Genomic DNA, 22957 nt, shown 5'->3' with positions numbered 1-22957 from the left:
CAACGGCGGACGAGACGGAGATGCCGGTAATACAAGTACCTGGCTACGAAATATTTGAGAAGATCAGCGACGGCGCGATGGGCATCGTCTACAAGGCCCGTCAGCAGTCGTTGAATCGTGTCGTCGCGATCAAGGTATTGCGAGAGGAGCTGCTTTCGGATCCCTCCGCGGTCGCGCAGTTCCGGCTGGAAGCCAACTCGGTTGCGAACCTGAAGCATCCGAACATCCTTCAGGTTTATGAGGCGGGCGAAATCAACGGCGTTCCATACTTCGTGATGGAATATGTCGCCGCCTACAGTGTGGCCGACTGGCTTTCGCGAAAGGGTGTCCTCGCTGAACGGGACACGCTCACGATCGCGGACACCGTCGCGCGTGCGCTTCAGTACGCGTGGGACAAAGCGGGTTTGATCCACTGCGACCTGAAGCCGGGCAACATCCTGGTGGACGACGACGGCTCGGTCAAGGTGGCCGATTTTTCGGGCATCAGCCGGAGCAACATCTCGGCCGAGGCGCAACTGCTGCGAGATGTCACCATCGGCACCCCGAACTACATGTCGCCTGAGCAGGTGAGAGGACTTGCGGACATCGACTGCCGCGTGGACATCTACTCGCTCGGCGCGGTGATGTATCACCTGGTCACCGGCGTGCTGCCGTTCGAGCACTGCACGGACCAGGAAGCGATGCGCCAGCACCTCGAAGGGACCCTCACCGATCCGGCCGAGGTGAATCCTTCGGTGTCCGCCAACTTCTCGATGCTGGTCGAGAAGATGATGGTGAAAGACCGCGACCAGCGACCCAACAACTGGGAGGCCGTGCTGGCTGACCTCGAACGCGTGCAGGCCGGCCTGCCGCCGCTGCCGCCGCTGGCCTATCCCGGCTCCAGTACGATCCGCCGCACCGCGCAGCCCAAAGTGGCCGCGCCGGTCGTCCGCCCGAAGCCGCCACCGGTGTTTTCGCCGCCCCAGGCCCCTCCGGCTCCCCTACCGACCACTCTTCCCCACCGCCGCCGTCCGGTGTTGTGGGCGCTTTCCGGTGTAGCAGCGCTGCTGTTCGCGTTGGACCTTTTTCTGTTCCTCTGGCCCGGTTCTCCGCTGCGTCGCCCCACCCCGCGCCCGCCGGCAGCGGCGAAGCCACCGCCTCCCGAACCCGCGCCGGCGCCCGCGCCATCCCCGATCACCTCGCCGACGACCCACCCCCCTGCGGTCGCGCCCGCTCCCCGCCCGCCGCGTCCTCCGCGGCCGGTTCCCCCCGCCACCGCCGAGGTGACGGTGGTCGCTACGCAAACGTCACCGCCGCCACCGACGGCCGAGGCATCCGCGGCGACCACCACAGCGGTCGCAGAGGCAGCCGCGCATCCTCCCTGGCCAGAGTACCGCGAGTATCTGAAGCTGATGCAGGAGGTGATCACCGATTGTGCCCGGCGCAACCACGGCGGGGCGCTCGAGCGCCTCCGGGCATGGCTGCGTGATCACCCTGCCCATGCGATGCGGGCGCAGGTCGAACGAGAAGCGGAACGAATCGCTTCGCTGCAGGGCTTGTTCGCGATCCTCGCGGACAACTCCCGAGCGCTGTGGGGGCGCCCGATTCGGTTCACCTCCGGCGTCACAGGTACCGTGCTCGCCGTCCGCGGCACCCGCGTGATTGTGTCGCGCCGTCTGGGCGAAGGCACCGCGGAAACCGATCACGACCTCCTCCGGTTCTCGCAGCAGGACATCCTCGACCTCCTCCGTGCAGCGGACGAGGCTCACTTTCCGCTGAACGCGGCCCGGTTCCTGCTCGCGGAGGGCCAGTTCGCCGCGGTGGAAATGCAGCTGGCGGCCGCCCAGCGAATTAGCCTCCCCACGGAAGACCTGACCGCGTGGCTTGCCGACTGGCGCCGCATCGTCCTGAACATCCGCGCCGACCGCGCTGTGGACGACGTGAAAGCGAAGGTCGAAGCCCGCGATTTCGATGCGGCCGCCGAATCACTCGCCGCCGCAACCCCCGCCTATCGCGACACCGACGTCTTCCAATGGGGACGCGCAGCCGAGATCGCCGCGCTCGATGCTGCGATTCGGACTTTCGCCAAAGCGCCCACCGGCGAGTCGCTTGCTCCCGTCAGCACCCCAAAGACCGCCCGCAGTGAGACCCCGGCGCCCGACACACCCGCCGACAGCGTGGACACCTCCGATATCGAACAGGTCAATGTCAGCGAGCTCACCTCGCGCTTGCGTGAACTCGACGGCCGCGTCATCCGACTCCGGTTCCGCTTCCGAGGCCCGATTTCCGAAACCGGCCCCGGCATGTACGTGACGGACCTGGGGATGGACTCCTCCACCATACGGGTGGAGTTCTCGCAGGAAGGCTACCGTTGGTTCCGCAACTCGGTCGGCACCGGCTTCGCACTCGATCAGCCGATCCGCGTCGCCTACGGCGTGGTGGACGCCCGCCGTCAGGTTGTGAGGCTGCTGGGCCGGACGATGAAGCGCCGCATCGGCGGACAGGATGAATTCTTCTGGTGATACGTCGCCGAGCGCGTTCGCGGATTCCACGGCCGCGGCAGTGCCATCGCACCTGCTCCTCATTGCCGGTCGTGGAATCTACCCGCGGCTGCTGGCGGAGTCCGCGCGACGCCATGGGGTCCGCCGTCTGTCGGTGATCGCGTTCCCGGGCGAAACCGACCGCGCCGTGCGCCGCCTCGCCGACGAGGTCCGCACCGTGCGCGTCGGCGCGATGAACGAGTTTCTCGCAGCGGTTCAGGCGACGGGTGCGTCCGACGCGGTGATGGCGGGTCAGATCTCACCGCTGAGCCTCTTCCGCGCGCGGCCCGACGCTGCGATGATGGAGCTGCTCCGGCAACTCCCGGCGCGGAATGCCCGGACCATTTTCGGGGCGCTCGTCGCCCGCCTCGAGGATCTTGGCCTGCGCGTGCATCCCGCCTGCCGCTTCATGGAAGATGCGATGCCGGCGCCGGGGCGCCTGAGCCGGCGCGAACCCGACGAACGGGAGTGGTCGGACATCGCACTGGGCCGTCGCGTCGCCAAAGCGACCAGCGCGCTGGAGGTCGGGCAGACCGTGGTGGTGAAGGAAGGAGTCGTGCTCGCCGTGGAAGCCTTTGAGGGTACCGATGCGGCCATTCGACGGGGCGGCGCGCTGGCTGGCGCAGGCGCCGTGGTGGTGAAGACCGCCCGTACCGGCCACGATCTGCGTTACGACATTCCCGTGATCGGCGCCCGGACGATGCGCGTGCTGCGCCGGGCACGTGTGCGCGCGCTCGCGGTGGAGGCGGGACGCACGATCCTGCTCGAACGGGCCCGACTCATCGAGGAGGCTGATCGGATGAATCTGGCCTGGGTCGCGTTGCCGCCGGATGACTCCGGCGGGGAGTCCCTGTCCCTGTGAGCGCACCGGTCCGCGTGGGCGTGGTCGGCGTCGGCAGCCTCGGCGAGCACCATGCGCGCATCTACGCCTCCCTGCCCGGCGCAACGCTCGCCGCCATCTATGACCTGGATGCGCGCCGCGCCGAGACGATCGCGCACCGTTACGGCGCATACGCCGCAGGTTCGCTCGACGATTTCGCCAGCCGCGTCGAGGCCGCCAGCGTGGTGGTCCCGACCGACCGTCATCGCGAGGTCGCGGTCGCACTGCTCTCCCGCGGCCTCCACCTTCTGGTCGAAAAACCCATCGCGGCAACCACCGCTGAGGCGCAGGAAATGGTCGCGCTCGCGGAGGCGCGCGGCTGCATTTTGCAGGTCGGCCACGTCGAGCGGTTCAACCCCGTGCTGTCCGTGCTGGAGCATGCGGCCGGCCGCCCTCGCTTTGTCGAGGCGCATCGGCTCGCCCCCTATCCCCCCGGCCGGCCGGACGGCCCTCCCCGCGGCACCGAGGTCAGCGTGATTCTCGACCTGATGATCCACGACTTGGAAATCCTACTGCATCTGGTCCGCGCGCCCGTCGCCGAGATCCGCGCAGTCGGCGTGCCGGTGCTCAGTCCCACCGAGGACATTGCGAACGTCCGGCTTTCATTCGCGGACGGCACGATCGCGAACGTCACCGCCAGCCGGATTAGCCCGGAACGCATGCGCAAAATCCGAGTGTTTTACGAACAGGCCTACGTCTCGCTCGACTATCTGAACCAAAGCGGCGAGATCTATCGGCTCGACCGCGGACGGATCGTGCGCGAGGCGGTGCCCATTGAGCGGGGAGAGCCGCTGCGCAATGAGCTGGCCTCGTTCGTCGACTGCGTTGCGCGGCACGCGGAACCGGTGGTGGATGGCCGCCAGGCGGCACGTGCGCTGCAGCTCGCGATCGAAATCCACCGCCGCCTCGCCGAAGGCCCCTCGTGAACGCCTCGCTCCTCGTGGTCGCGGGCGAGATGTCTGGCGACCTTCACGCGGCGTCGCTGCTGCGTGCGCTCCGCGCCCGTTGTGAACCGCTCGACGTGTGGGGAGTGGGCGGTGACGCGCTAGCGCACGAGGGCGTTCGGCTTCTCGCCCATGTCCGCGACACGGCGGTGATGGGATTCGTGGAGGTGCTTCGCCACCTTCGCTTCTTCGTGCGCCTGCACCGCCGCATCCTCGCGGAGGTGGAACGGCGACCGCCGCAGCTCGCGATGCTGGTGGACTACCCCGGCTTCAACCTCCGGCTCGCACGAGACCTCCGGCGGCGCGGCATTCGGATCGTCTACTTCATCTGCCCCCAGGTGTGGGCGTGGCATCGCTCGCGAATCCCAATGATGGCTCGCCGCGTCCACCGGCTGATTGCGATATTCCCGTTCGAGCCCGACGTGTTCCGCGGTACCGGCCTTCGAGTGGACTTCGTCGGCCACCCGCTGGTGGATCAACTGCGGCCGCTCATCACCGCCCCGCCACCGCCGGACCTCTGGCCCCCAGGCTCGCCTCGCGTCGCGCTGTTACCCGGCAGCCGCCGCCAGGAAATCTCCCGCATCCTGCCGTGTCTGGCCGCCGCCGCCAAATCGCTGCGCGAGCAGCGGCGTGGGACCGCGTTCCTGATCGCCGCCGCCGACTCGGCCGCGCACGCGCTGATCCGCCCACTCGCGGACGCGACGAATCTCCCCGTCGCGATTGGCCGCGCCCGCGACATCCTGCGTTCCGCGGATGCCGCCTGGGTGGCTTCGGGTACCGCCACCGTCGAGGCCGCCCTGCTGGGCTGCCCCCAGGTGATCGTTTACCGGGCGCATCCGCTGAGCTACGCGATCGGGCGCCGGCTGGTCCGCGTGCGCTATATCGGCATGGCGAACCTCATCGCCGGCGAACAGGTCTGCCCCGAACTGATCCAGCACCAGGCCACCCCGGCAGCGCTCACGGCCGCGATCTTGCCGTTGATCGAGGAGAGCGCCGCGCGGCGCGACATGCTGGTCGGCTACGAACGGATCCGCGAGCAGCTCGGCCCGCCCGGTGCCGCCGAACGGGCAGCTGCGATCGTGGCGGACGAACTGCACTGCGCCGCGTCGTAATCTCCGCGCGACAGTGCGGCGGACGGTCAGCGCCGCTTGCGCGCGCCACTCCACGCGTCTATGTTGTGCGCGCAACCCACGGAGAGCTGATGAGCCAGTCCAATACCGTGCCCGCGCCCGAGCCGTCCACCTCGTTCGAAGAACGTGTCCGCCGTCTGATCGAGGACCACGTCAACCCCGCGCTCGCCAGCCACGGCGGATTCGCCCGGCTGGTCGGCGTCGAGAACCACGACGTACTGCTCGAGCTGGGCGGCGGCTGCCGCGGCTGTCCCGGCGCGCGAATGACCGTGCACCGGGGCATTGAGGCGTTTCTTCGCGAGCAGATCCCAGAGGTCGGCCGGGTGATCGACGTGACCGACCACGGGCGCTGATGCGTTAGGTCGGGAACGCATCCCCGAGCGACGGTCCGAAGCGCCGCCCGGGCGGCGGTGTGGGCGGCGGCTGCGACCGGCGGGCCCTGCTGCAGAGTTCAAGAAATTCGCTGCACCCCATCGTCACCGCGCCCGCCGCTTCGGCTGACTGCCGCACCAGTCGGTCGGAACTGACCACCAGCACCGCCTGGGGTTCCGCAGCGGCACGCACCGCTCGCTCGATCCATGCATCCGCGCTGAGGGGCGGGTGGGCAAAGACGACTTCTACGAGGGAATCCCCAACGTCCGCCACGGCGCCGTGCCGGCCGTCGAACACCACAGTCACCCGCTCCGCGATCAGTCCAACGGTCCGCTCCAGCTCGCGGATCAACCGGTGCCGGGCCGCCCATCCACCCCCGCCCGCGCGAGCGCCCTCCAGGCGATAGAGCAGGTTGTAGCCGTCCACCAGCACGCATGGGCGCCGCCAGCTCATGCCGGAGCGGCCTTCGGCTGGCCCACCATAATCGCGAGCACATCTTCGAGCGTGAGAATTCCGGTCACCCGACCCCCCTCGTCCGCCACCAGCATCAGCGGCTGCCGAGTGACGCGCATCCGCGGCATCACGTGGTCGGCAATCGTATGCTCCGCGACCAGCTGCGGTCGGCGCATGTAATGGTCCACCGTCCGGCGTTCCGCGTCCGCGTCCGACAGCACGTCGTAGATGTTCACCACGCCCACGATTTCACCGCTGTTCGGATCGCGCACCGGGAAGCGGGAGAAGTCCGTCGTGCGCGCGATCGCGAGCAGCTCCGGCACCGGCATCCCTTTCGGCACCACGGTGGCCTGTTCGATGGGGCGCATGATATCGCGACAGCGGATTCCGCCGATGCGGATCACGCCGGTGATCATGTTCGCCTCCACCGGCGAGAGAATCCCGCTTTGGCGGCCTTCGTGCGCGAGGTGCACAAATTCGTCGCGCGTGAGCAACGGCGCCGCACTGGCGGCCGGTGCGGCGGGCCGCAGAAACGGACGCACGATTGCGGCCAGCACCACACGGGCGGGCAACAGCACCACGGAGGCCGCGCGCAGCAGCCGCGCCCACGGCAGCACGCGATGGGTCGGGAACGCCTGGAACCACGCCTTCGGCACGTATTCGCCGAACACCAGTAGCACGAGCGTCACCACCGCGCCCGCGATCGCCTCGGCCCACCGCCAGCCCGCCCGCACCGCGAGATGCGAGGCGACCACCGCCATCGTCACGTGGCAGAGGTTCGTGCCCACCAGCGTGGTGCCCAGCAGCACGTCCGGACGCTCCAGCATCGCCTCGATCTCCGCGGCGCCGCGCACCCGGTGCTGCACAAGGTGCCGCAGCCGCAAACGGTTCATCGCGATCACGCCGGTCTCGATGCCGGCAAAAAACGCGCTGCCAAGGAGCGCAACCAGCAGCGCCATCACTTCCAGCACGATCATCGCGCGCTCTCTCCGCTCCCGGACGATTCCGGAAGTTTCTCGATGTGCGCGAGGGTCACCCGCCGGCGCTCCGCCTGCAGCACCGTCACCCGCACTCCCTGCGCCTCAACCACCTCGTTGGGCTGTGGCAGGTGGCCCGCGTGCGCGGATACCCACCCCGCCAGCCGGTCCGCGCCGTCCGCACTCAGCTGCACGCCGAGCTTGCGGTTCAGATCTTCCAGGCTCAGGGTCGCATCCACCAGCCACCGGTTTGGCCCCGCCTCCTGGAACACCGGCCGCGGCCGGCTCATCTCCTGGTAAATCTCGCCGGTGATCCGCTCGAGGATGTCGCCGCGCGTGATCAGCCCGGAAGTGCCGCCGAACTCGTCCACCACCACCGCCACCCGCCGGCCGCTGCTCTGGAAGTCCGCGAGCAGACGGTTCAACCGCAGATTCTCCGGCACGTACATCGGCGGCAGCCGGGCGGCCTCCAGGGAATGTGCGGGATCCAGCAGAAACCGACGCACGTCCAGCAGCCCCTCGATCTGATCCAGCGTGCCGCGAAACAACGGCAGAAAGTGCCGCCGCGACGCCCGTGCCACCGCGACCGGGTCCTGCGCGGGATCGTCGAGATTGATGCCCTTGAGATCCACCCGTGGCGTCATCGCGTCCGCGGCGGTCATCGTCTCCAGACTGATGATCGCCTTGATCAGCGAGAACTCCTCCTCGTCCAGCACGCCCTGCTGTTGGCTGATCTCCACCAAACTTCGAAACTCGGCGCCCGTCAGTCCCGGCCGGTCGGGCCGCAGCCAGGGTTCGACCCGCGCGGTCGCCCACTCGAGCGCGGCTCGCAGCGGCGCGGCAAGCGAAATTGCCCAACGCACCGGTCCGATGTACGCCGGCACCAGCCGCGGCCCCAGCACCATTGCCGCCTGCTTCGGTCCGAATTCCCCGAACACCAGCAAGATCGCCGTCATCGCAACGATGCTCAGCGCCTCGGCCGACTCCGGCCACACCCGCCGCATCATCCGGTAAAACACCGCGGACGCGGCAATGTTCACCAGCACGTTCAGAATCAGCACCGACGACAGCAGCCGCCGGGGCTCCGCGAGCAGCTCCCGAAGTCCCCGCTCAATCGAGGGCCGGGCGCTGACGATCCGGCGGACGTGGAGCGGGTCGAGCGAAAAAAACAGCGTCTCCGCCGACGAATTGAACGCCGACGCCGCCAGCAGCGCGATGAACAGCACGATGTCGACCGCCCACATCATACCCACGCCGCCGGCACGGTTGTGAGTGGCAAACGCACGTTCATTCGGCGCTGCACCGCCGCGCACGGACGCCAGCGGAAGCGCCAGTCTCCGCGGCAATCCACCCCAGAAACGGCGCCGCGCCACGCGAGACCTCCAACGCCAGCACACACGGACACTCGTACGGATGGTCCCGGCGCACCGCGTCCAGCAGCGCACGCCAGCGGCGCGTCGTCGTCTTTACGATCAGTGCCGCCTCTCGCCCGCGCTCAAGCCGCCCCTTCCACCGATAGATCGCCTCGATCCGCGGCACGATGTTCGCGCACGCAATGCGCCGCTCCTCGACCCAGCGCTCCGCTAGGCGGCGCCCGGTCGCAACGTCCGGCACAGTGATGTACACCCACAGCGTCTTCATCGCGCCCGCATCATAACCTCTTTCTTCGCCGGCCGCTCATCTGGCCCAGCCAACCGGCGGCGATCGAGCTCGATCGTGCACTGCGCGCGACGCAACGCACCCGCCAGCGCGCCGATCTGCCCCTGCCGACGACGGTCGATCGCAAGATTGTTCGTTTCAAACGGATCCGCAGCCAGGTCATACAATTCTTCCGACGCGAGCGCACCCGGCTCACCCGGCATCTCGCTTCGTACATATTTCAGCGGTCCCTCCCGCCAGCACCACGCTGCGCGGGCGCCCTCACGCGGGGCGGGCAGCTCGTGCAAAATCCCCTCCCGCCAGTCCGGCGCAGGCGGCCATAACGGCCGACCGTGGCAGGGGGCGGCCGGCGCCAACCCGGCCAGCGCCGCCAGCGTCGGGGCCACGTCCACCGTCAACGCCCAGCGCTCATCCTCGCCGCCTCGCACTTGCGGCGCCACCAGGATCAGTGGCACCCGAATCGACGGTTCGTACGGCAGGCCGGCGCCAATCAGTCCGTGTTCTCCGGCGAGCCAGCCGTGCAAACTGGTCAGCAGCACGCACACCGGCCGCCCGCTCCGCCTGGATTCCAGCGCGGCCAATACGCGGCCGATGCGCCGATCCAGTGCTCGGAGCGCTTCGCGGTAGCCCGCCGCCACTCGCGCCGCGCCGGCTGCGTTGGTTGCGCCCGCCGCGCGTGCGCGCGCGCGGTGAAGCCCCGTCGGCAAATACGCCGGCCGGCCGATCAGTTCGTCATCCCAAAGAACGGGCAGCGGTCCCCCACCCTCCCCCCACGCCGGTTCGCCCGCCGGCCCCTGCCAGATCACAACGAGGAACAAGGGCCGCGCGCTGCGCATCAACGTTTCGGCGGCCTGCTCCGCAATCCAGTCGTCTGCATGGCACCCCATCTGCTCTACGCGACCATCGAACCGGCACACGCGTACTCCGGCATCCGCGCCCCCCCGTCCGAACGCGAGCGCCGCCGCTTCAAATCCCACCCGCTCGGGCGGCAAACCGAGTCGCCATGCGCCAATGTGCACCGTGTACCATCCCGCCTCTCGAAACCGCCGGGGCAAAAACGGCGCGGCGGCCAGGGGTACCGGAAACGCGCGCTGCGGCGATGGAATCACACTCGGATACAGCCCCGACAGCAGCGACGCTTCCGCGAAGGCTGGCGCGGAGGAGACCGTGTACGCGTTTCGAAATCGCAACCCGCGCGCCGCGAGCGATGCGACGGCGGGCATCCATCGCTCCGGATTCTCGTCCCGGCCGGGAAATTCCGCACGCCAGCCGCTGGCCGCCAGCAGAACGATGTCCGGCCGACCGTCCTCTGCCGGCGGTGCCCCCACCGCCCCCAGCGCGAGACCGGCCATCGCAGCCAGTCCGGCGATCAGGGGCCGGCCGGAATCACGCGCCATTCCAGTACTCCGCCCGAGAACTCCGGTTGCAAAACAACCTCGATGCGCAACGCGGTGGTCTCCACCGGCTCGAACTCGACACGATTGAAGCGATCCCGCTCCACCGAGGGTACCTCCGGACACGCGCCGCGCGGCGCCACCCACTTCTCTCGCTCGCGCACCCGTACCCCCCAGCTCGCCGGGACACGACACCGTCCGCGGCCGGTGTCGTCAAACCAGTAGACCTCGACCCCGCGTACGCGCACCGGCGCGGGCCATTCATACTGTATCCACTCCGAGGTGCCGCGGTGGTCCCACCATGTCATCCGCGGAATGCCGCCGTCGCTGGACGAGGCCGGCAGCACCCCGTCGTTCGCCGCCTCTGGGGTGTCGGCCGCGTGGCAAAACGAAGCGCTCACCGTCGCGCGACCTTCCAGCGTCGCCGCAGGATGCGGCGTGACACCCGCCGGCGAGGTCGGAATCCACACGCGCATTTCATTCGCACCGCGGTGACACCACACGTTGTACGGGATCGCGAGGATCTCCGCCGGCCGGTCCTCAAGCCGCCCGAGGTCCACCGCGCCCCGTGCCCGCCCGGGGGCCCGGATCACCACCACGCCGCCGAGCAGCTCCGGCCGTTCCTCGGCCGAAAGCGGCGCGTCCTCCGGCAACCACAGGTTCCGCACCCGGCCTCCCGGGTGGTCCGCTCCCTCGATGCAATACACGATCGGTCCCCGTTCCAGCGCGACGTGTCCTGCGTTGTTCGAAACCGCCGGATGGGATCGCACCCGACGCGGCAGCATTGGAAGGCGCAGTTCGACGCGGTCGCCCACGTTCCAAACCTTGGACAGCCTCGCATAACCTCGCTCCAAGCGTTGGAGGTCCACCGGCTCACCGTTGAGGGACAGCTGCGGCGCGTCAGTGGGCGGCGTCACGTCCGTGTAAAGGTCGCTCGGCACCGGCCGGCCTTTCGCCCAGCCCGGAATCCGCACCATCAGTTCAAATCGGGCCGGCCGCTCCGGCCGCACATCGATCGCCACTTCGCCCGCCCACGGATAGCGGGTCGCCTGGCGCAACTCGACGCGCACCCCCGCCACATCGGCGGTGGCGACGCCGGCCTCGAACAGGTGCACGTACACTCGCCCCTCGCCAACTGAATACATCCAGCCCCCGACCTGTGGAATCGCCCGGGCGATGTTCACCGGACAACACGAGCAGCCGAACCAGGGCTGCCGCTCCGGCCGGCCGTGGTTGAAGCCGCCACGCCCGTCCGAGGCGAGCGGATTGGGATAGAAGAAACGATCGCCGCGGAGCGAGACACCGCACAGCACGCCGTTGTACAAAATTCGCTCCAGCACATCGGCATGGCGCGCGTCGGCCTCCAACTGCAGCATCGCAGAGCTGAACAACACGCCTGCAATCGCCGCACAGGTTTCCGCGTAGGCGGTTTCGTTCGGCAGCTCGTAGGCGGCGCCGAACGATTCGCCCGCCCCCCGCGCCCCCAAACCGCCGGTCACGTACAGCTTGTGGCGGACGATGTCCTCCCACAGCGCCCGCACCGCCTCGCGCCACGCAGGTTCCGCCGAGATCCCCGCATATCGCGCCATCGCTGTGTAGAGATACAGCGCGCGGACCGCGTGCCCGACCGCCTCGCGCTGTTCCAGCACCGGCTGATGGTCCTGCGCGTACGGCCCGTAAAGGCGGTGCGTCTCCGGCCGCCCGCGGATCTCCATCAGCCGCCGCGCCGCCTCGCGATACCTCGGCTGGCCGGTCGCATCCGCCAGCCGCAGCAGCGCGAGCTCGATCTCCGGATGCCCCTCCGGCCACCCCATCCCCTGGTCCAGCCACAGCGACGCCACAAGGTCCGCCGCCCGCCGCGCCACCGCCAGCAGATTGGTCTTGCCGGTGGAGCGCCAGTGCGCGACCGCCGCCTCGATCAGGTGGCCCAGATTGTAGAGTTCGTGGCTGTCCTTCAGATTGGACCAGCGCTCCCGACCGGCCATGCGCGGAAGCCGCTCAGGCGGTAGCAGACGGCGCACGGTGTACAGATACCCGTCGGGCTCCTGCGCGCCAGCAATCTTCGCAATCAGGTCGTCGAGGTAGCGGTCCAGCGCGGCGTCCGGTGTCAGCGCCAGCGAGCAGGCGGCCCCCTCGATCACCTTGTACACGTCGGAGTCGTCGAACGCGGTGCCGGTGAATGTCCCCGGCTCGAGGCCGGCCGCGCGCGCGAAGTTCGCAATTCGTCCGGTCTCCTCACACTTCCGGAAGCAATACGGGATTGTCGAGAGGCGGTTGGTCTCGACGCGTGCCCGCCAGTATCCCTCCACACGGACCCGAGAGAAATCAATCGGCTGCAGCGGCGTGGCGGCACTTCCCGCGAGCGCGACGATCGCGAATAGCTGTGCACACATCAGGTGATCTCCAGCGACGAGCGCGATCCTACTGGTTTGCCGAAGCACCGACAAACGACCGCGGTGCCGGCAACCGCGCCGGGCGGACTTCGCGAGCTTGCGCTGTTCCTCCGGCCTGCCTAGAACACTGCGCATGGCAGAGGGCCAATCCGACCAACTCACAACCGTTCGAGTGGGCGGTGTCGTGATCCCCCTCGTCCGCATCGCGCGAGGTCCGCTCGAACGCGCACGAGGACTGCTCGGCCATCCGCCACCGCCGCCGGGCGAAGCGCTCGCGCTGCGTCCCTGTCGTGCCGTTCACACGTTCGGCATGCGGTTTTTGATCGATGTGATCTTCTTTGATCGCGAGGACCGGATCGTTCGGATCGTCCGCAACTTGCGACCCGGCCGGATCGCGTTCGGCGGCCGTTCGGCAGTCGGCGCGATCGAGGCGACCGCAGGGTGGATGGCGCCGCCGTCGCTGTCGACCGGCCTGCGCCTCACCTGGGCGGCATCACCCGCAACGGCTCGATCGACAGAATCTCTGCCGCCCCGATCTTGAGGATGGTGCCGGTGTCGAGCTGGAGCTCGATCGAGCCGTCCGGGAACTTCCGCATCAGCATTCCCTCTCGCACGATCTCGCCGCTCTCCAGCTTCATGCGCACCCGCGTGTCGGGCACATACCGGCGAACCATTTTCTCGTGCAGGTCCACGACCGCGTTCGGCCCCACGGTCACCGTTTTCGGCGTGTGACTGAACCCGGGGCGGGTCAACCGCACTTGGTAGGTGCCCGGCGGCAGGAGATCCACTTCAAACGGTTCGGAGATCACGCCGCCGGCGGCAGGCCGTGTTTCGCCCTTCTCTTCGCCATTGATGAACACGCGCGCGCCAGGAGGCTCGCTGACAATCACGATCTTCCCGCTGTTCTTCTGCAGCCGGAACTCCTCCACCGCCATCGCTTGCGCGGCGAGGTTCACCGTCCGCGCCATCGGCTCGTAACCCGGAAGCTCCGCGCGCACGCGGTGTTCGCCCGGCGGCAGATCCGTCAGCTCCACCGGCGCGTCCCCGCGGTACTGGTTGTTCACATAGATGCGCGCGCCCCGCGGTAGCGACTCGATGCGCAGCGTCGTCGGGATCGCCTGCAGCACACCCGCAATCTCGCGGGTCTCCTGCGCGCGCACCTCGACCTTCTCGGTGAACGGCCGATAGCCGGCCAGCAGTATTTCCACCACATTCTCGCCCGCCGGGACGTCCTCGATCTCGCAGGGCGTACGCCCCCGCTCCACCCCGTTCAGACGCACGGTGGCGCCCGGCGGCGTGGAGCGGACCGCCAATCGTCCCGCATTCCCGGGCAGTTCGACGAACACGCGGCGCGGCACGCGGTCGTTGAAATCCTCCTCCACTTCGCGCGGCAAGCGGCCCGGCGCTTCGAACCGGAACCGGTGACGGCCCGGCGGCACGTCGACCATAAACAGCGGCGTCCGGCCCCGGAACACCCCGTCCATGTGAACCTCCGCCCCCTGCGGTTTGGAGTCCACCAGCGCCAGTCCGAACGCGGGTTCCAGCTTGACCTCAACCGTCGCCCGGCCGCCTTCGAGGATCGCCGCGGTGCGGTAGACGGGCAGGTATCCCGCCTTCTCAATCTTGATGAGGTAGCTGCCGGCCGGCAGACGGGTGACGGTCGTCGGCGTCGGATCCACCCCGCGGCCGTTGAGCGTCACCGCGGCGCCCTCCGGATCACTCGTGATGCGGATCTGCCCGTCGCCCTTCGGCCCGGCGTCGCAACCGACCAGCACCAGCGCCACCAGCACCGCGAACTCCGCGGGGGTTCTCCGCATCCGCATCGCCCTCATCATTTGCGCTGCAGCCGTCGCTGCACGTCCACCAGCTTCTTGTACACTTTTTGGTAACGCTCGTCCGAGCGGTCCACAAACGACTCCAGCAGCACCTGCAGGTGCGCGTTCGCCTCGCGCCAGTCGTTCAGCTTGATCGCACGGTCGGCGCGGAACATGTAGTCGTCATATTTCGCCTGAAGCTGTCGACGGGCCTCCTCGCGCAGCGCAATCGCCTCCTCATAAAACGGCGGCTTCGGCTCCAGCGACTCAACCAGGCTCTCGGCCTCCGTCAGCGCGCGGATCGCTCGGGCGAGGTTGTCGTGCCGCACTTCACGCTCGTCGAAAAGTTTTTTGCCGGTCAACCATGCGTTGCGCCCCAGCTCCATCAGCTTTTCGGGCGGCAGCGCAAGCGCATGCAGGCCCATCTCGTTGCGCACAAATTCTTCGATCTCGTCCCTCGCCTTTTTGAACGCATCCGGCGGCAGCCGGTTCAGCACCTTCACCCGGTGCGCTCGCCGGTTCACGATGATCGTCAGATCGGACATCTCCCACACGTTCGGCGAGATGCCGGTGTATTCGTTCATCAGCTGAAAGAAACCGGATTGTTCGAGCGAGGAGGCGAGCAGTTCAATCACTTTCGGATCGGTCGCCTTCTCGCGCCGGATGTGCTGCCCCGTCTGGAGGTTGTCCACACGCACCGCCAGCTGCCCGCCCTCCAGGTCCACCGCATACCGGAAAATGTTTTCCGGACTGGCTTCGATTTTCTCGTAGTGCAGCTCCAACTGCGCAGGCCCGGCGGCGACCGCGCCACGCGGACGAGCGCGAGGCTGCAGCAGCCGAACGGACAGACCGGCGGCCGCCAACAACAGCACCAGCAGCAGGCCGTAGGCGAGGTAACGGCGGCGCGCAGCGACCCGCTCGGAGGGCGATACCGCTCGCGCCGGCGCAAACTCGTCGTCGCGGGCAAGCCCAAGGTCCACCTCCAGCGGCGCGCCACGCTCCTCCGCCGGCGCGGACTCCTCCGGCACCGGCGCCGGCGGTGGCGGCTGCTCCGCAGGCGGTGAATCGCGCAGCACCTTCAGCACTGTCTGGCCGATCGTTACCCGGTCCCCCGTCGTCAGACGCCCGTCCACCGACGGCCGTCCATTGATCAGCGTTTCATTCGTGCTGGCGAGGTCCGAAACGTGCAACCGGCCATCCTTGTAGTAAAACCGGCAGTGAAAGCGGGACAGCGCCGGATCGGTCAGTACGATGTCGTTGCCCGAAGCGCGCCCGAGCCGCGCGCCGGACACCGACACGCGGATCTCCATTCCCTTGTCGGGGCCGGACTCGACCAGCAGGTTCGGTTCGTCGTTCACCGTGCGCGCATGGCTCCACCGTTCGCCGCTCGCCCGCGCGGCGGCAATCGGGCTCATATTGCAAGAACCAACCGCTCTGGTAAAGTTCCACCGCGCGCGGCGCCGCGATCTCAGTTGGTGCGGGCGCGCGGGAGACGTTGAACATGCTCAGTCAAGCGGGGCGGTGGATGGGCATTGCGGCCATTGCGGCGGGAACGGCCAGCCACGCCGCGGAGGACCTCTTCGATCGCGCACCCTGGTCCGGCAGCGCGCTGCTGGGCGCGATGCTGTTCGAAGGGGACGAGGAAGTCAAAAGCGGTCCATCGCTCGGGCTTCGGCTCGGCTACACCTTCAACCCGTGGTGGGAGCTCGAAGCCGGGGTGGACTACGCGCCGGTGCTGCGCGCAAGAAAGTTTCCGAACAGCCGCCGCTACCAGCTCGACGACGACACCTGGGGGGTTCGACTCGGCGTGGACGCGCTCTTCCACCTCCGCAACCAGCCCGACCAGCGAATCGACCCCTATCTCTCCGCAGGCGCTGCCCTGATGATCTACGGAGAGGACATGGGCGAAACCGAAGACAACATTGACCCGATCATCATGGCCGGCGGCGGCCTGCAGTACCATTTCAATGACGAGTGGGCCGTTCGCTTCGATGCGAAGCTCGCGCTCGCAGGTTCGGACACCGAGTTCAATTGGATCCTCGGCCTCGGCGTGAACTACCGGTTCGGTGCCGCGCTGCCGGTCGCACCGGTGCTCTCGGGAGGCGACATCGATAGCGACGGCGACGGGCTGCTCGACCGCGAAGAGCCTACGTACGGCACCGACCCCTACGATCCGGACACCGACAAAGACGGTCTGACAGACGGGCAGGAGGTGCGCCAGTTCCAGACCGATCCGCTCAACCCGGACACCGACCTCGACGGCCTCAAGGACGGCGCGGAGGTCCTCACCTACAAAACGGATCCTCGCAAGCAGGACACCGATGGCGGCGGCGTCGCGGACGGGCATGAAGTGATCGAAGACAACACCGACCCGTTGAACCCTGCCGACGACCTGATGCTGTTCCGCCTGAACATCGAGTTCGACTACGACAAGGCGGACCTGCGTCCGATCTACCACGCGCAGCTCGACAAGATCATCAAAGTGCTTCAGCGCGATCCCGGTGCGACCGCTCGCATCGAGGGTCACGCGGACCGCCGGAAGACCTCGCAGCGAGAATACAATCTCCGACTCTCCGAGCGTCGCGCGAAAGCGGTCATGGACTACATCGTTAAGACCGGCGGCATTGAACCGTCACGCCTGAGCTACCACGGTTACGGCTTCGACCGACCGATCGCACCGAACGACACCGAAGAAAACATGCAAAAGAACCGCCGCACGGACATCTACATCCGTCCGAGTGGTCAGGTGCCACGGCCGGCAGTAGAGCCAGACGTGTCGCGCGCAGAAACCGTCACCGCGCCGCCGGACCTGCCGAAGCCCGGCGAACGGCGGCCGCCCGGAGGCGATCGCCGCTGAGGCATCCTCACATCGTTCCCGCCCGCAAATCGCGGCGTGAGCGCGTCAGCGGTCTGCGGCGGCACCGATGACCGCGGTGGGCAAGCGGCCCGAGGTAGGCTTCATGTCCGCGGCCCGAACGCTGAAATGGGAAACGAGCGCCCCGACAATCCATTGCGCGAGTCACGAGCTTTCCGCAGTCCAACCCAAGCGCGCCCACCGCGCGCCGCCGCCTCAGGAACGTGGCGATCGTTCCGGGCGCGGCGGCTCCACACGGATCCACTGGCCCCGGCCGGCCTGCGCGTGCTGGCGCGACCAACGTTGCGCCGCACGGTCCACCCAACGCCGAACCGCCGGCACATCCGCCGCCAGCAGCGCGAGACCGGCACCCAAAAACAGCAGTCCCTGGAGCACTGGCAGGAAGAGCCCCAGCACGCCGAGAACCAGCAACGCCACGCCCCCGCCCAGTCGCAGAGGTTTCGGCCAGCGCCGAACCCTCGACAACCACATCTCGAGCTTGATGCCCATTGCTCCGCCGTCCGTGAGCCCACCGTGACAGTTCAGCCCACACCGGTTAGACTGCAGGTATTCTAGCTGGAACACCAGCGGTCATCACGATGAAACCGGATGTCCAGGTCACAGTGCAAACACTGGTGGGGACCTCGCGCGGCGGCGCCGGTGTCTTTCTGACCGATGGCCGCAAGGTCATCGTCATGTTCATCGACGTCTTCGTCGCGTCCGCTATTGCGAGATATCGAGAAGGCTTGCGGTCGCCCCGCCCGATGACGCACGATCTGATCGCCGCCATCCTCGCGGGGTTCGGCGCTCGGGTTGCGAAGGTGGTGGTCAACGAGCTGAAGGACGACACGTTCTACGCCCGCATCTATATCGTTCAAGACACCGAACATGGCCGAAACCTGATCGAGGTGGACGCCCGACCGAGCGATTCGATCGCGCTCGCGCTGCAGCAGGGATGCCCGATCTACGTGGCGGCAAGCGTGTGGGAGAAAACAGAGGACGCCAGCTGGATGCTCCAACAGGCGGAGGAACAGTCTTCGCAGCAGGACGAGGAGGAGCCCCCCACCGAGCCGCCGCCGGACGAGCCGTTCCGATGAACGTACTGCTCACCGGCGGGGCCGGTTACATCGGCAGCGTCACCGCGGAAGCGTTGCTCGATGCTGGGCACCGCGTGACCGTCTTCGACAATCTCGAACGCGGGCACCGCGAGGCGGTGGACCCTCGGGCCCGCCTCATCGTTGGTGATCTGCGGCGCGCAGATGCCATCTCGGAGGCGATGCGCTCGGTCCGTCCCGATGCGGTGCTGCACTTCGCTGCATTTGCGCTCGTCGGCGAGTCCATGGAGCGGCCGGAGCTGTACTTCCATAACAATGTGGTCGGTGGATTCCATCTCATCGAGGCGATGCGACAGGTGGGTGTGCGCCGGATCGTGTTTTCCTCCACCTGCGCGACCTATGGCGTTCCCGAGCGCATTCCGATCTCGGAAGACGCTCCCCAGCGCCCCTTAAATCCGTACGGCGAGTCCAAACTGATGCTCGAGACGATGCTGCGCTGGTTCGCGGATCGGTACGGTTTCGAACCGGTGTTTCTGCGTTACTTCAACGCCTGCGGTGCGACGGAGCGCCTCGGCGAGGACCACGATCCCGAGACCCACCTAATCCCCAATGTGCTGCGGGTGGCGCTCGGGCGCGCACCCGCGGTCCGCGTGTTCGGTGCGGATTATCCCACCCCCGATGGAACGTGTATTCGCGACTACATCCACGTCCTGGATCTTGCCGACGCCCACATCCGCGCGCTTGAAACCGCCCATACCGGCGCATTCAACCTCGGCAACGGACTCGGTTTTTCCGTGCGCGAAGTGATTGACACGGCGCGCGCGGTGACCGGTCACCCTCTGCCGGAAGAAATCGCGCCGCGCCGTCCGGGCGATCCCCCGACGCTCGTCGCCGACGCCAAGCGGGCCCGCTCCCTGCTCGGTTGGCAACCGCGCTATTCGGACCTGCGAACAATTATCGAACACGCCTGGCGCTGGCACCGGCGGCATCCCGACGGCTACGCAGGGAGTTCCCAGTGAACGCAACCGCCAACGCAGCGTTCGCCGGGTCCGCCCCAACCAGCTGGCGCCAGCCCCTGGTGTCGGCTCTGGCGGTCATCGCGGCGCTGTGGATCTCGCTGCCCGCCCTGCCCATCCGCGTCGCGGTACATTTCGACCTCGCCGGCCGGCCGGACCGCTGGACCCACCGAGTGCAGGCTGCCGCGGAGTTCAGCGGTGGAGTCGTCGTTTGCGTGGGCGTATTTGCATTGGCCGCAGTCTTGGTTCGCCGCCTGCCCGCGCGATGGGTCAATATTCCGAACGCCGAGCAGTGGCTGGCACCGCCGCATCGATCCGCGACGCTGAGCGCGATCGACGAGTGGCTCGCCCGACAGGCGAGCGCCGTCACCGCGCTGTTCGGGTGGTTGTGGTTCACGGTCCTCGTCGCTCATCAGCAGGCTCCGGTGACGCTGCCGGCGAAGCTGCTTTTCGCCGGGGTTGCGTCGTGGCTGGTCGCGCTCGGCGTGGCGATCGCAACTCTCTACCGGCGCTTTTCGCCGCCAGCTGCCTCCCCATAGCCGGTTGGCGCGTCCACCGCGCGGGCGCCGTTGCGCCGCCCTCCCCTCACGGTCGCCTCCACGCGCGCAGCTCGCACGGAGCCAGATCGCAGCGTACGCGGCGGCCATCCGAAAGCCGCTCCCCGCTGACCGCATCGAACACTGGCCCTTCGCCCGGCAAACAGATCTCGACCCCCGGCCGTGCTCGCCACCCCGTGTGGGCGACCGCCCACCACACACCGCCGGTGGGTGCACGAATTTCTCGTACCGTCACGTCGGGCACGTCGCACGCGCCCTCGAGAATGCGGCTAGGCAGCGCCGGCAACGCGAGGAAGGCCGCATGGAACCGGCGAGCCTCTTCTGGAAATCCCCGATTGAAGGACCGGCCGCTCAGGTACCCGATCATCGACGGATCACCCGCCGCAACGGCCCTCACCTCCACACACATTGAAAACGGCGCCGCTCGCTCCATATCCCCGACAAAGTAGCCCAGCGCCTCGCCGCCCCCCTCATCCTCCACCATGTGCTCGTTCAGCGCATGATGCCGCACAATCGCCAGTCCCGTGGACGAACGAAACGCGTCAAACGTTGCGGGCGAGGACACCGTGAAGAGTCGGTTCACCGCATGGGTGAACATGATCCCATCCGCTTCCCGATACGCCTCCGGGTCGTTGGTGGGGTTCGCATGGTGGACCTCCCACCTCCCCCACGTCAGCCCGGGAGAACGCAACGCGCGCAGATACAGTTGGTCCCGTACGATCTCCTCCGGTGTCACCGCCCGTATCACTTCGCCCTTCGCGGTTCTGTGCTCGGCGCTTGCCAAGAGGGGCTGCCAAAGATCCGGCCGGTCAGTCACCAGCCGGGGCGTCCAGTCGGGCCATGCCGGGCCCGGCTCCGCAGCACAGCCAGTGAACAGAACAAACGCGCCCGGCACACCTCCCGCGCGCAAATGGTCTCGGATATGCTCTAGAAACTGGCGCCGTCGGCCGAGCCACCAGGCCAGGTACCGTCCGTACAGCTCCGGATCACGCCGCAGCTCATCCCGCGTCACCGGCCGGCCACCGTTCGCCTCGTGCGCAAACCGCTGGCGCGTCGCATCGCCAAAACCCACCGGCCACTGCGACCGCGGACGCATCCAAACGCCCGCAAAGCGCGCACGGTCGCGCCACGCCAGCACTGTGATGTCCAGAATCTTGCGCAGGTCTTCCCACGTCGCCGGATCTGTGATGTCCACGTTTGCCTTCTCGACCCAGGGAATGTGAGTGTAGGCATCTTCGCGGGTCAGTGGCTTCGCGCGCCGCTGGGGACCGAGACCGCGCCGGCCAATGCTGCCCGCGTACTCGTAATACGGCAGCAGTTCGATGCCTCGCTCTGCCATCAAGCCGACGATCCGTCCCCACAAATCGCGCGTGCCACTGTTGAAATAGACCCAGTCGTTTCCGCCGCCGGGCGTCGGATCCCAGTGCTGGCAGGCGCCAAACTCAAGCAAATCCTTCGCAAAGACCGGCACACCGAGGAATTCCATCAGATCGGCTTTCCACCGGAACCAGTTCAACCGGTCCTCCACACCGCGCGACGTCGCATCGGCCCCCTCGATGACGCCGTCCCCCATCTCCTCCCGCCAAAAAATCCGCCGGCGGGGCAGACCCTCCGGCGGCCAGGAGATCTGCAGCCGAAGGCGCTCGGGCTCTGCAACCTCCAGCAATCGAACCTTCCCAATCGCAAGACCAGCGGACATGGGGTCGTTTCGCGCGTCGAACTGGACAATCGCAACCTCGAAGCCGTCCGCCGGGGTGGCGGGACGGGGCGCCGACCCCCGCGGCAGCCCACCGGTGGGGAATCGATCGTGCAACCGGAAATACATCGTCCATGAGCACCACCGCTGCGAGAGCGGCATGTCGAGCGACTCGGGCAGGCTGTCCAAGTACTTCATGTGCAGAGCGTCGCCGACCGTCCGGCCGGTATGGAATCCCCGGACGCTCTCGTTGCCCGCATTGATCACCCACATTGCGCGCGGAGCGTCTTCGGGATACTCCACCTGCAGAACATACGCGCCCCCCGCCTCCAACCCCCGGTCCCGTCCGAGCCGGAACCGAACCCAGCTGGCACAGTTCGAACGGGGTGGAAGCACGAAGGCGGCGCGGCCCAGCAACGTCGTTGCGGCCCCGCTGCCCGGCGGCCCGACCGACCAGGCGTGCCGTTCTTCGGGAGCCAGTGGATCGAGCTCATCCACCACCGGCAGCGGCCCGAACGGCGGGCCGGGATCCACCGGTGAACGGGTCCGACGCTCCGCCCGCGCCCGCTCAAGCGCCGCCGCACGCGCGGTCGCCTCACGGCGCTCCCGCTCCTGCCGTTCCCGTACCGTCCGCCACGATTCCGGCGTATGCTGGTAAACGGCGATTTCTCGGACGTTCGCTCCCGGCGACGTCCGCACAAGCCGCAGAAAGCGAGTCTCGGCGTCCAGCGGCACTGCCACCCACTGGCGATAGGCGCGACAGCCGTTGGTCGCCACCGGCCGCCAGCCGCCCGGCTCGCCGATCGCGACGATCAGATCGCCGGTACCCTCCGCGTCAAAGAGCCACAGCTTCGAAAGCGGCCGAACCTCGCCCAGGTCAATCTCCACCGCCACGGGAAACTTCGCCCGGGCGCCTGTTGGAACCGTCCAGCCCCGAAGCGGCTCGTTCGTGGGTGGCCCGATGATCTCCTCCTGCTCGTCCACCCAACCGGTCGGCAAGCCATGCTCCGCGGCGGCTGAAAGCATTTCCGGCTTCAATGTGACGCGCCGCTCCTCCGCCCGCGTCGCCGCCGCCAACGAGACGCAAACCGCCAGTCTGCATACCAGCATTCCCGTGACTTCATGCGCCATTTTGTCTGCCCCATGCGCCGACCATCGCTCGGCTCGCCGGGCGCCCTTGTACGAGAGCCGGCCCCCCACCGCAACTCAACCGCCCGCCCTCACCGAGTTGCTCACTGGCCACC

20 protein-coding genes are annotated in these 22957 nt (G+C 67.9%); 10 read left to right on the top strand and 10 right to left on the bottom strand.

Annotated elements, in window-relative coordinates:
- Positions 1 to 20 precede the first annotated feature (20 nt).
- From N2652_00500 to N2652_00480, 5 genes are all read left to right on the top strand, one after another.
- Positions 21 to 2501, top strand: a complete 2481-nt coding sequence (locus N2652_00500; protein MCX7817692.1) for a serine/threonine protein kinase — start codon at positions 21 to 23, stop codon at positions 2499 to 2501.
- A complete protein-coding gene (lpxI, locus tag N2652_00495) occupies positions 2485 to 3381 on the top strand; it encodes a UDP-2,3-diacylglucosamine diphosphatase LpxI (GenBank protein MCX7817691.1) in 897 nt (298 codons plus the stop codon). The genes N2652_00500 and lpxI overlap by 17 nt, the downstream gene beginning before the upstream one ends.
- On the top strand, positions 3378 to 4325 hold the full coding sequence (locus tag N2652_00490) for a Gfo/Idh/MocA family oxidoreductase (GenBank protein MCX7817690.1): 948 nt from the start codon (positions 3378 to 3380) through the stop codon (positions 4323 to 4325). The genes lpxI and N2652_00490 overlap by 4 nt, the downstream gene beginning before the upstream one ends.
- Positions 4322 to 5455 (top strand): lipid-A-disaccharide synthase, encoded by a 1134-nt coding sequence (gene lpxB / locus N2652_00485; GenBank protein MCX7817689.1) that lies wholly within the window; start codon positions 4322 to 4324, stop codon positions 5453 to 5455. Before N2652_00490 ends, lpxB begins: the two co-directional genes overlap by 4 nt.
- Before the next feature lie 89 nt (positions 5456 to 5544).
- Positions 5545 to 5826 (top strand): NifU family protein, encoded by a 282-nt coding sequence (locus N2652_00480; protein MCX7817688.1) that lies wholly within the window; start codon positions 5545 to 5547, stop codon positions 5824 to 5826.
- Between the two features lie 4 nt (positions 5827 to 5830).
- On the opposite strand, the gene N2652_00475 is transcribed toward N2652_00480, so the two are convergent.
- The 6 genes from N2652_00475 to N2652_00450 are packed head-to-tail and all read right to left on the bottom strand — an operon-like array spanning position 5831 to position 12721.
- Positions 5831 to 6298, bottom strand: coding sequence for an NYN domain-containing protein (locus tag N2652_00475; protein ID MCX7817687.1), 468 nt, complete (start codon positions 6296 to 6298; stop codon positions 5831 to 5833).
- Positions 6295 to 7275: a CNNM domain-containing protein gene (locus N2652_00470; protein ID MCX7817686.1), complete on the bottom strand. Its 981-nt coding sequence runs from the start codon at positions 7273 to 7275 to the stop codon at positions 6295 to 6297. The genes N2652_00475 and N2652_00470 overlap by 4 nt, the downstream gene beginning before the upstream one ends.
- Positions 7272 to 8522, bottom strand: coding sequence for a hemolysin family protein (locus N2652_00465; GenBank protein MCX7817685.1), 1251 nt, complete (start codon positions 8520 to 8522; stop codon positions 7272 to 7274). Before N2652_00465 ends, N2652_00470 begins: the two co-directional genes overlap by 4 nt.
- A gap of 40 nt (positions 8523 to 8562) precedes the next feature.
- Positions 8563 to 8916, bottom strand: a complete 354-nt coding sequence (locus tag N2652_00460; protein ID MCX7817684.1) for a divalent-cation tolerance protein CutA — start codon at positions 8914 to 8916, stop codon at positions 8563 to 8565.
- The gene (locus N2652_00455; protein MCX7817683.1) at positions 8913 to 10331 is read right to left on the bottom strand and encodes a sulfatase-like hydrolase/transferase; all 1419 of its coding nucleotides are present in this window, start codon (positions 10329 to 10331) and stop codon (positions 8913 to 8915) included. Before N2652_00455 ends, N2652_00460 begins: the two co-directional genes overlap by 4 nt.
- Positions 10304 to 12721: a glycoside hydrolase family 127 protein gene (locus N2652_00450; GenBank protein MCX7817682.1), complete on the bottom strand. Its 2418-nt coding sequence runs from the start codon at positions 12719 to 12721 to the stop codon at positions 10304 to 10306. The genes N2652_00455 and N2652_00450 overlap by 28 nt, the downstream gene beginning before the upstream one ends.
- 133 nt (positions 12722 to 12854) lie before the next feature.
- Between N2652_00450 and N2652_00445 the strand changes: the two genes are divergently transcribed.
- Positions 12855 to 13262 carry a DUF192 domain-containing protein gene (locus N2652_00445; GenBank protein ID MCX7817681.1) on the top strand — a complete coding sequence of 136 codons (408 nt, stop codon included), beginning with the start codon at positions 12855 to 12857 and terminating at the stop codon, positions 13260 to 13262.
- Here N2652_00445 and N2652_00440 read toward each other — a convergent pair.
- The gene (locus N2652_00440; GenBank protein ID MCX7817680.1) at positions 13201 to 14538 is read right to left on the bottom strand and encodes a PEGA domain-containing protein; all 1338 of its coding nucleotides are present in this window, start codon (positions 14536 to 14538) and stop codon (positions 13201 to 13203) included. The genes N2652_00445 and N2652_00440 overlap by 62 nt on opposite strands.
- A 14-nt stretch (positions 14539 to 14552) precedes the next feature.
- On the bottom strand, positions 14553 to 15950 hold the full coding sequence (locus N2652_00435; protein ID MCX7817679.1) for an FHA domain-containing protein: 1398 nt from the start codon (positions 15948 to 15950) through the stop codon (positions 14553 to 14555).
- Between the two features lie 86 nt (positions 15951 to 16036).
- Between N2652_00435 and N2652_00430 the strand changes: the two genes are divergently transcribed.
- On the top strand, positions 16037 to 17392 hold the full coding sequence (locus N2652_00430) for an OmpA family protein (GenBank protein MCX7817678.1): 1356 nt from the start codon (positions 16037 to 16039) through the stop codon (positions 17390 to 17392).
- A 213-nt stretch (positions 17393 to 17605) separates the two neighbouring features.
- Here N2652_00430 and N2652_00425 read toward each other — a convergent pair whose 3' ends face one another.
- The gene (locus N2652_00425) at positions 17606 to 17899 is read right to left on the bottom strand and encodes a hypothetical protein (protein MCX7817677.1); all 294 of its coding nucleotides are present in this window, start codon (positions 17897 to 17899) and stop codon (positions 17606 to 17608) included.
- Between the two features lie 89 nt (positions 17900 to 17988).
- On the opposite strand from N2652_00425, the gene N2652_00420 reads away from it, so the two are divergent.
- From N2652_00420 to N2652_00410, 3 genes are read left to right on the top strand one after another with little or no spacing between them, the layout of a single operon-like run.
- Complete coding sequence (locus tag N2652_00420) at positions 17989 to 18486, top strand: bifunctional nuclease family protein (GenBank protein ID MCX7817676.1); 498 nt, start codon at positions 17989 to 17991, stop codon at positions 18484 to 18486.
- Positions 18483 to 19463, top strand: a complete 981-nt coding sequence (gene galE / locus N2652_00415) for a UDP-glucose 4-epimerase GalE (GenBank protein MCX7817675.1) — start codon at positions 18483 to 18485, stop codon at positions 19461 to 19463. The genes N2652_00420 and galE overlap by 4 nt, the downstream gene beginning before the upstream one ends.
- On the top strand, positions 19460 to 19999 hold the full coding sequence (locus tag N2652_00410) for a DUF1648 domain-containing protein (GenBank protein MCX7817674.1): 540 nt from the start codon (positions 19460 to 19462) through the stop codon (positions 19997 to 19999). The genes galE and N2652_00410 overlap by 4 nt, the downstream gene beginning before the upstream one ends.
- A gap of 46 nt (positions 20000 to 20045) precedes the next feature.
- On the opposite strand, the gene N2652_00405 is transcribed toward N2652_00410, so the two are convergent.
- Entirely contained in the window at positions 20046 to 22823 is a 2778-nt protein-coding gene (locus N2652_00405) for a hypothetical protein (GenBank protein MCX7817673.1), read from the bottom strand.
- Between the last annotated feature and the right edge of the window lie 134 nt (positions 22824 to 22957).

The sequence above is a fragment of the Kiritimatiellia bacterium genome (assembly GCA_026417735.1).
Taxonomy (GTDB): domain Bacteria; phylum Verrucomicrobiota; class Kiritimatiellia; order PWTM01; family PWTM01; genus CAACVY01.
Note: the sequence above shows the minus strand (reverse complement) of the source record. Positions and strands in the feature narration are given on the sequence as shown.

Excerpts from the sequence above, each read along its gene's own strand:
- N2652_00500 (MCX7817692.1), top strand. The coding sequence starts at position 21 with ATGCCGGTAATACAAGTACCTGGCTACGAAATATTTGAGAAGATCAGC.
- lpxI (MCX7817691.1), top strand. The coding sequence starts at position 2,485 with ATGAATTCTTCTGGTGATACGTCGCCGAGCGCGTTCGCGGATTCCACG.
- N2652_00480 (MCX7817688.1), top strand. The coding sequence starts at position 5,545 with ATGAGCCAGTCCAATACCGTGCCCGCGCCCGAGCCGTCCACCTCGTTC.
- N2652_00475 (MCX7817687.1), bottom strand. The coding sequence starts at position 6,298 with ATGAGCTGGCGGCGCCCATGCGTGCTGGTGGACGGCTACAACCTGCTC.
- N2652_00470 (MCX7817686.1), bottom strand. The coding sequence starts at position 7,275 with ATGATCGTGCTGGAAGTGATGGCGCTGCTGGTTGCGCTCCTTGGCAGC.
- N2652_00465 (MCX7817685.1), bottom strand. The coding sequence starts at position 8,522 with ATGATGTGGGCGGTCGACATCGTGCTGTTCATCGCGCTGCTGGCGGCG.
- N2652_00460 (MCX7817684.1), bottom strand. The coding sequence starts at position 8,916 with ATGAAGACGCTGTGGGTGTACATCACTGTGCCGGACGTTGCGACCGGG.
- N2652_00455 (MCX7817683.1), bottom strand. The coding sequence starts at position 10,331 with ATGGCGCGTGATTCCGGCCGGCCCCTGATCGCCGGACTGGCTGCGATG.
- N2652_00450 (MCX7817682.1), bottom strand. The coding sequence starts at position 12,721 with ATGTGTGCACAGCTATTCGCGATCGTCGCGCTCGCGGGAAGTGCCGCC.
- N2652_00445 (MCX7817681.1), top strand. The coding sequence starts at position 12,855 with ATGGCAGAGGGCCAATCCGACCAACTCACAACCGTTCGAGTGGGCGGT.
- N2652_00440 (MCX7817680.1), bottom strand. The coding sequence starts at position 14,538 with ATGCGGAGAACCCCCGCGGAGTTCGCGGTGCTGGTGGCGCTGGTGCTG.
- N2652_00435 (MCX7817679.1), bottom strand. The coding sequence starts at position 15,950 with ATGAGCCCGATTGCCGCCGCGCGGGCGAGCGGCGAACGGTGGAGCCAT.
- N2652_00430 (MCX7817678.1), top strand. The coding sequence starts at position 16,037 with ATGCTCAGTCAAGCGGGGCGGTGGATGGGCATTGCGGCCATTGCGGCG.
- N2652_00425 (MCX7817677.1), bottom strand. The coding sequence starts at position 17,899 with ATGGGCATCAAGCTCGAGATGTGGTTGTCGAGGGTTCGGCGCTGGCCG.
- N2652_00420 (MCX7817676.1), top strand. The coding sequence starts at position 17,989 with ATGAAACCGGATGTCCAGGTCACAGTGCAAACACTGGTGGGGACCTCG.
- galE (MCX7817675.1), top strand. The coding sequence starts at position 18,483 with ATGAACGTACTGCTCACCGGCGGGGCCGGTTACATCGGCAGCGTCACC.
- N2652_00405 (MCX7817673.1), bottom strand. The coding sequence starts at position 22,823 with ATGCTGGTATGCAGACTGGCGGTTTGCGTCTCGTTGGCGGCGGCGACG.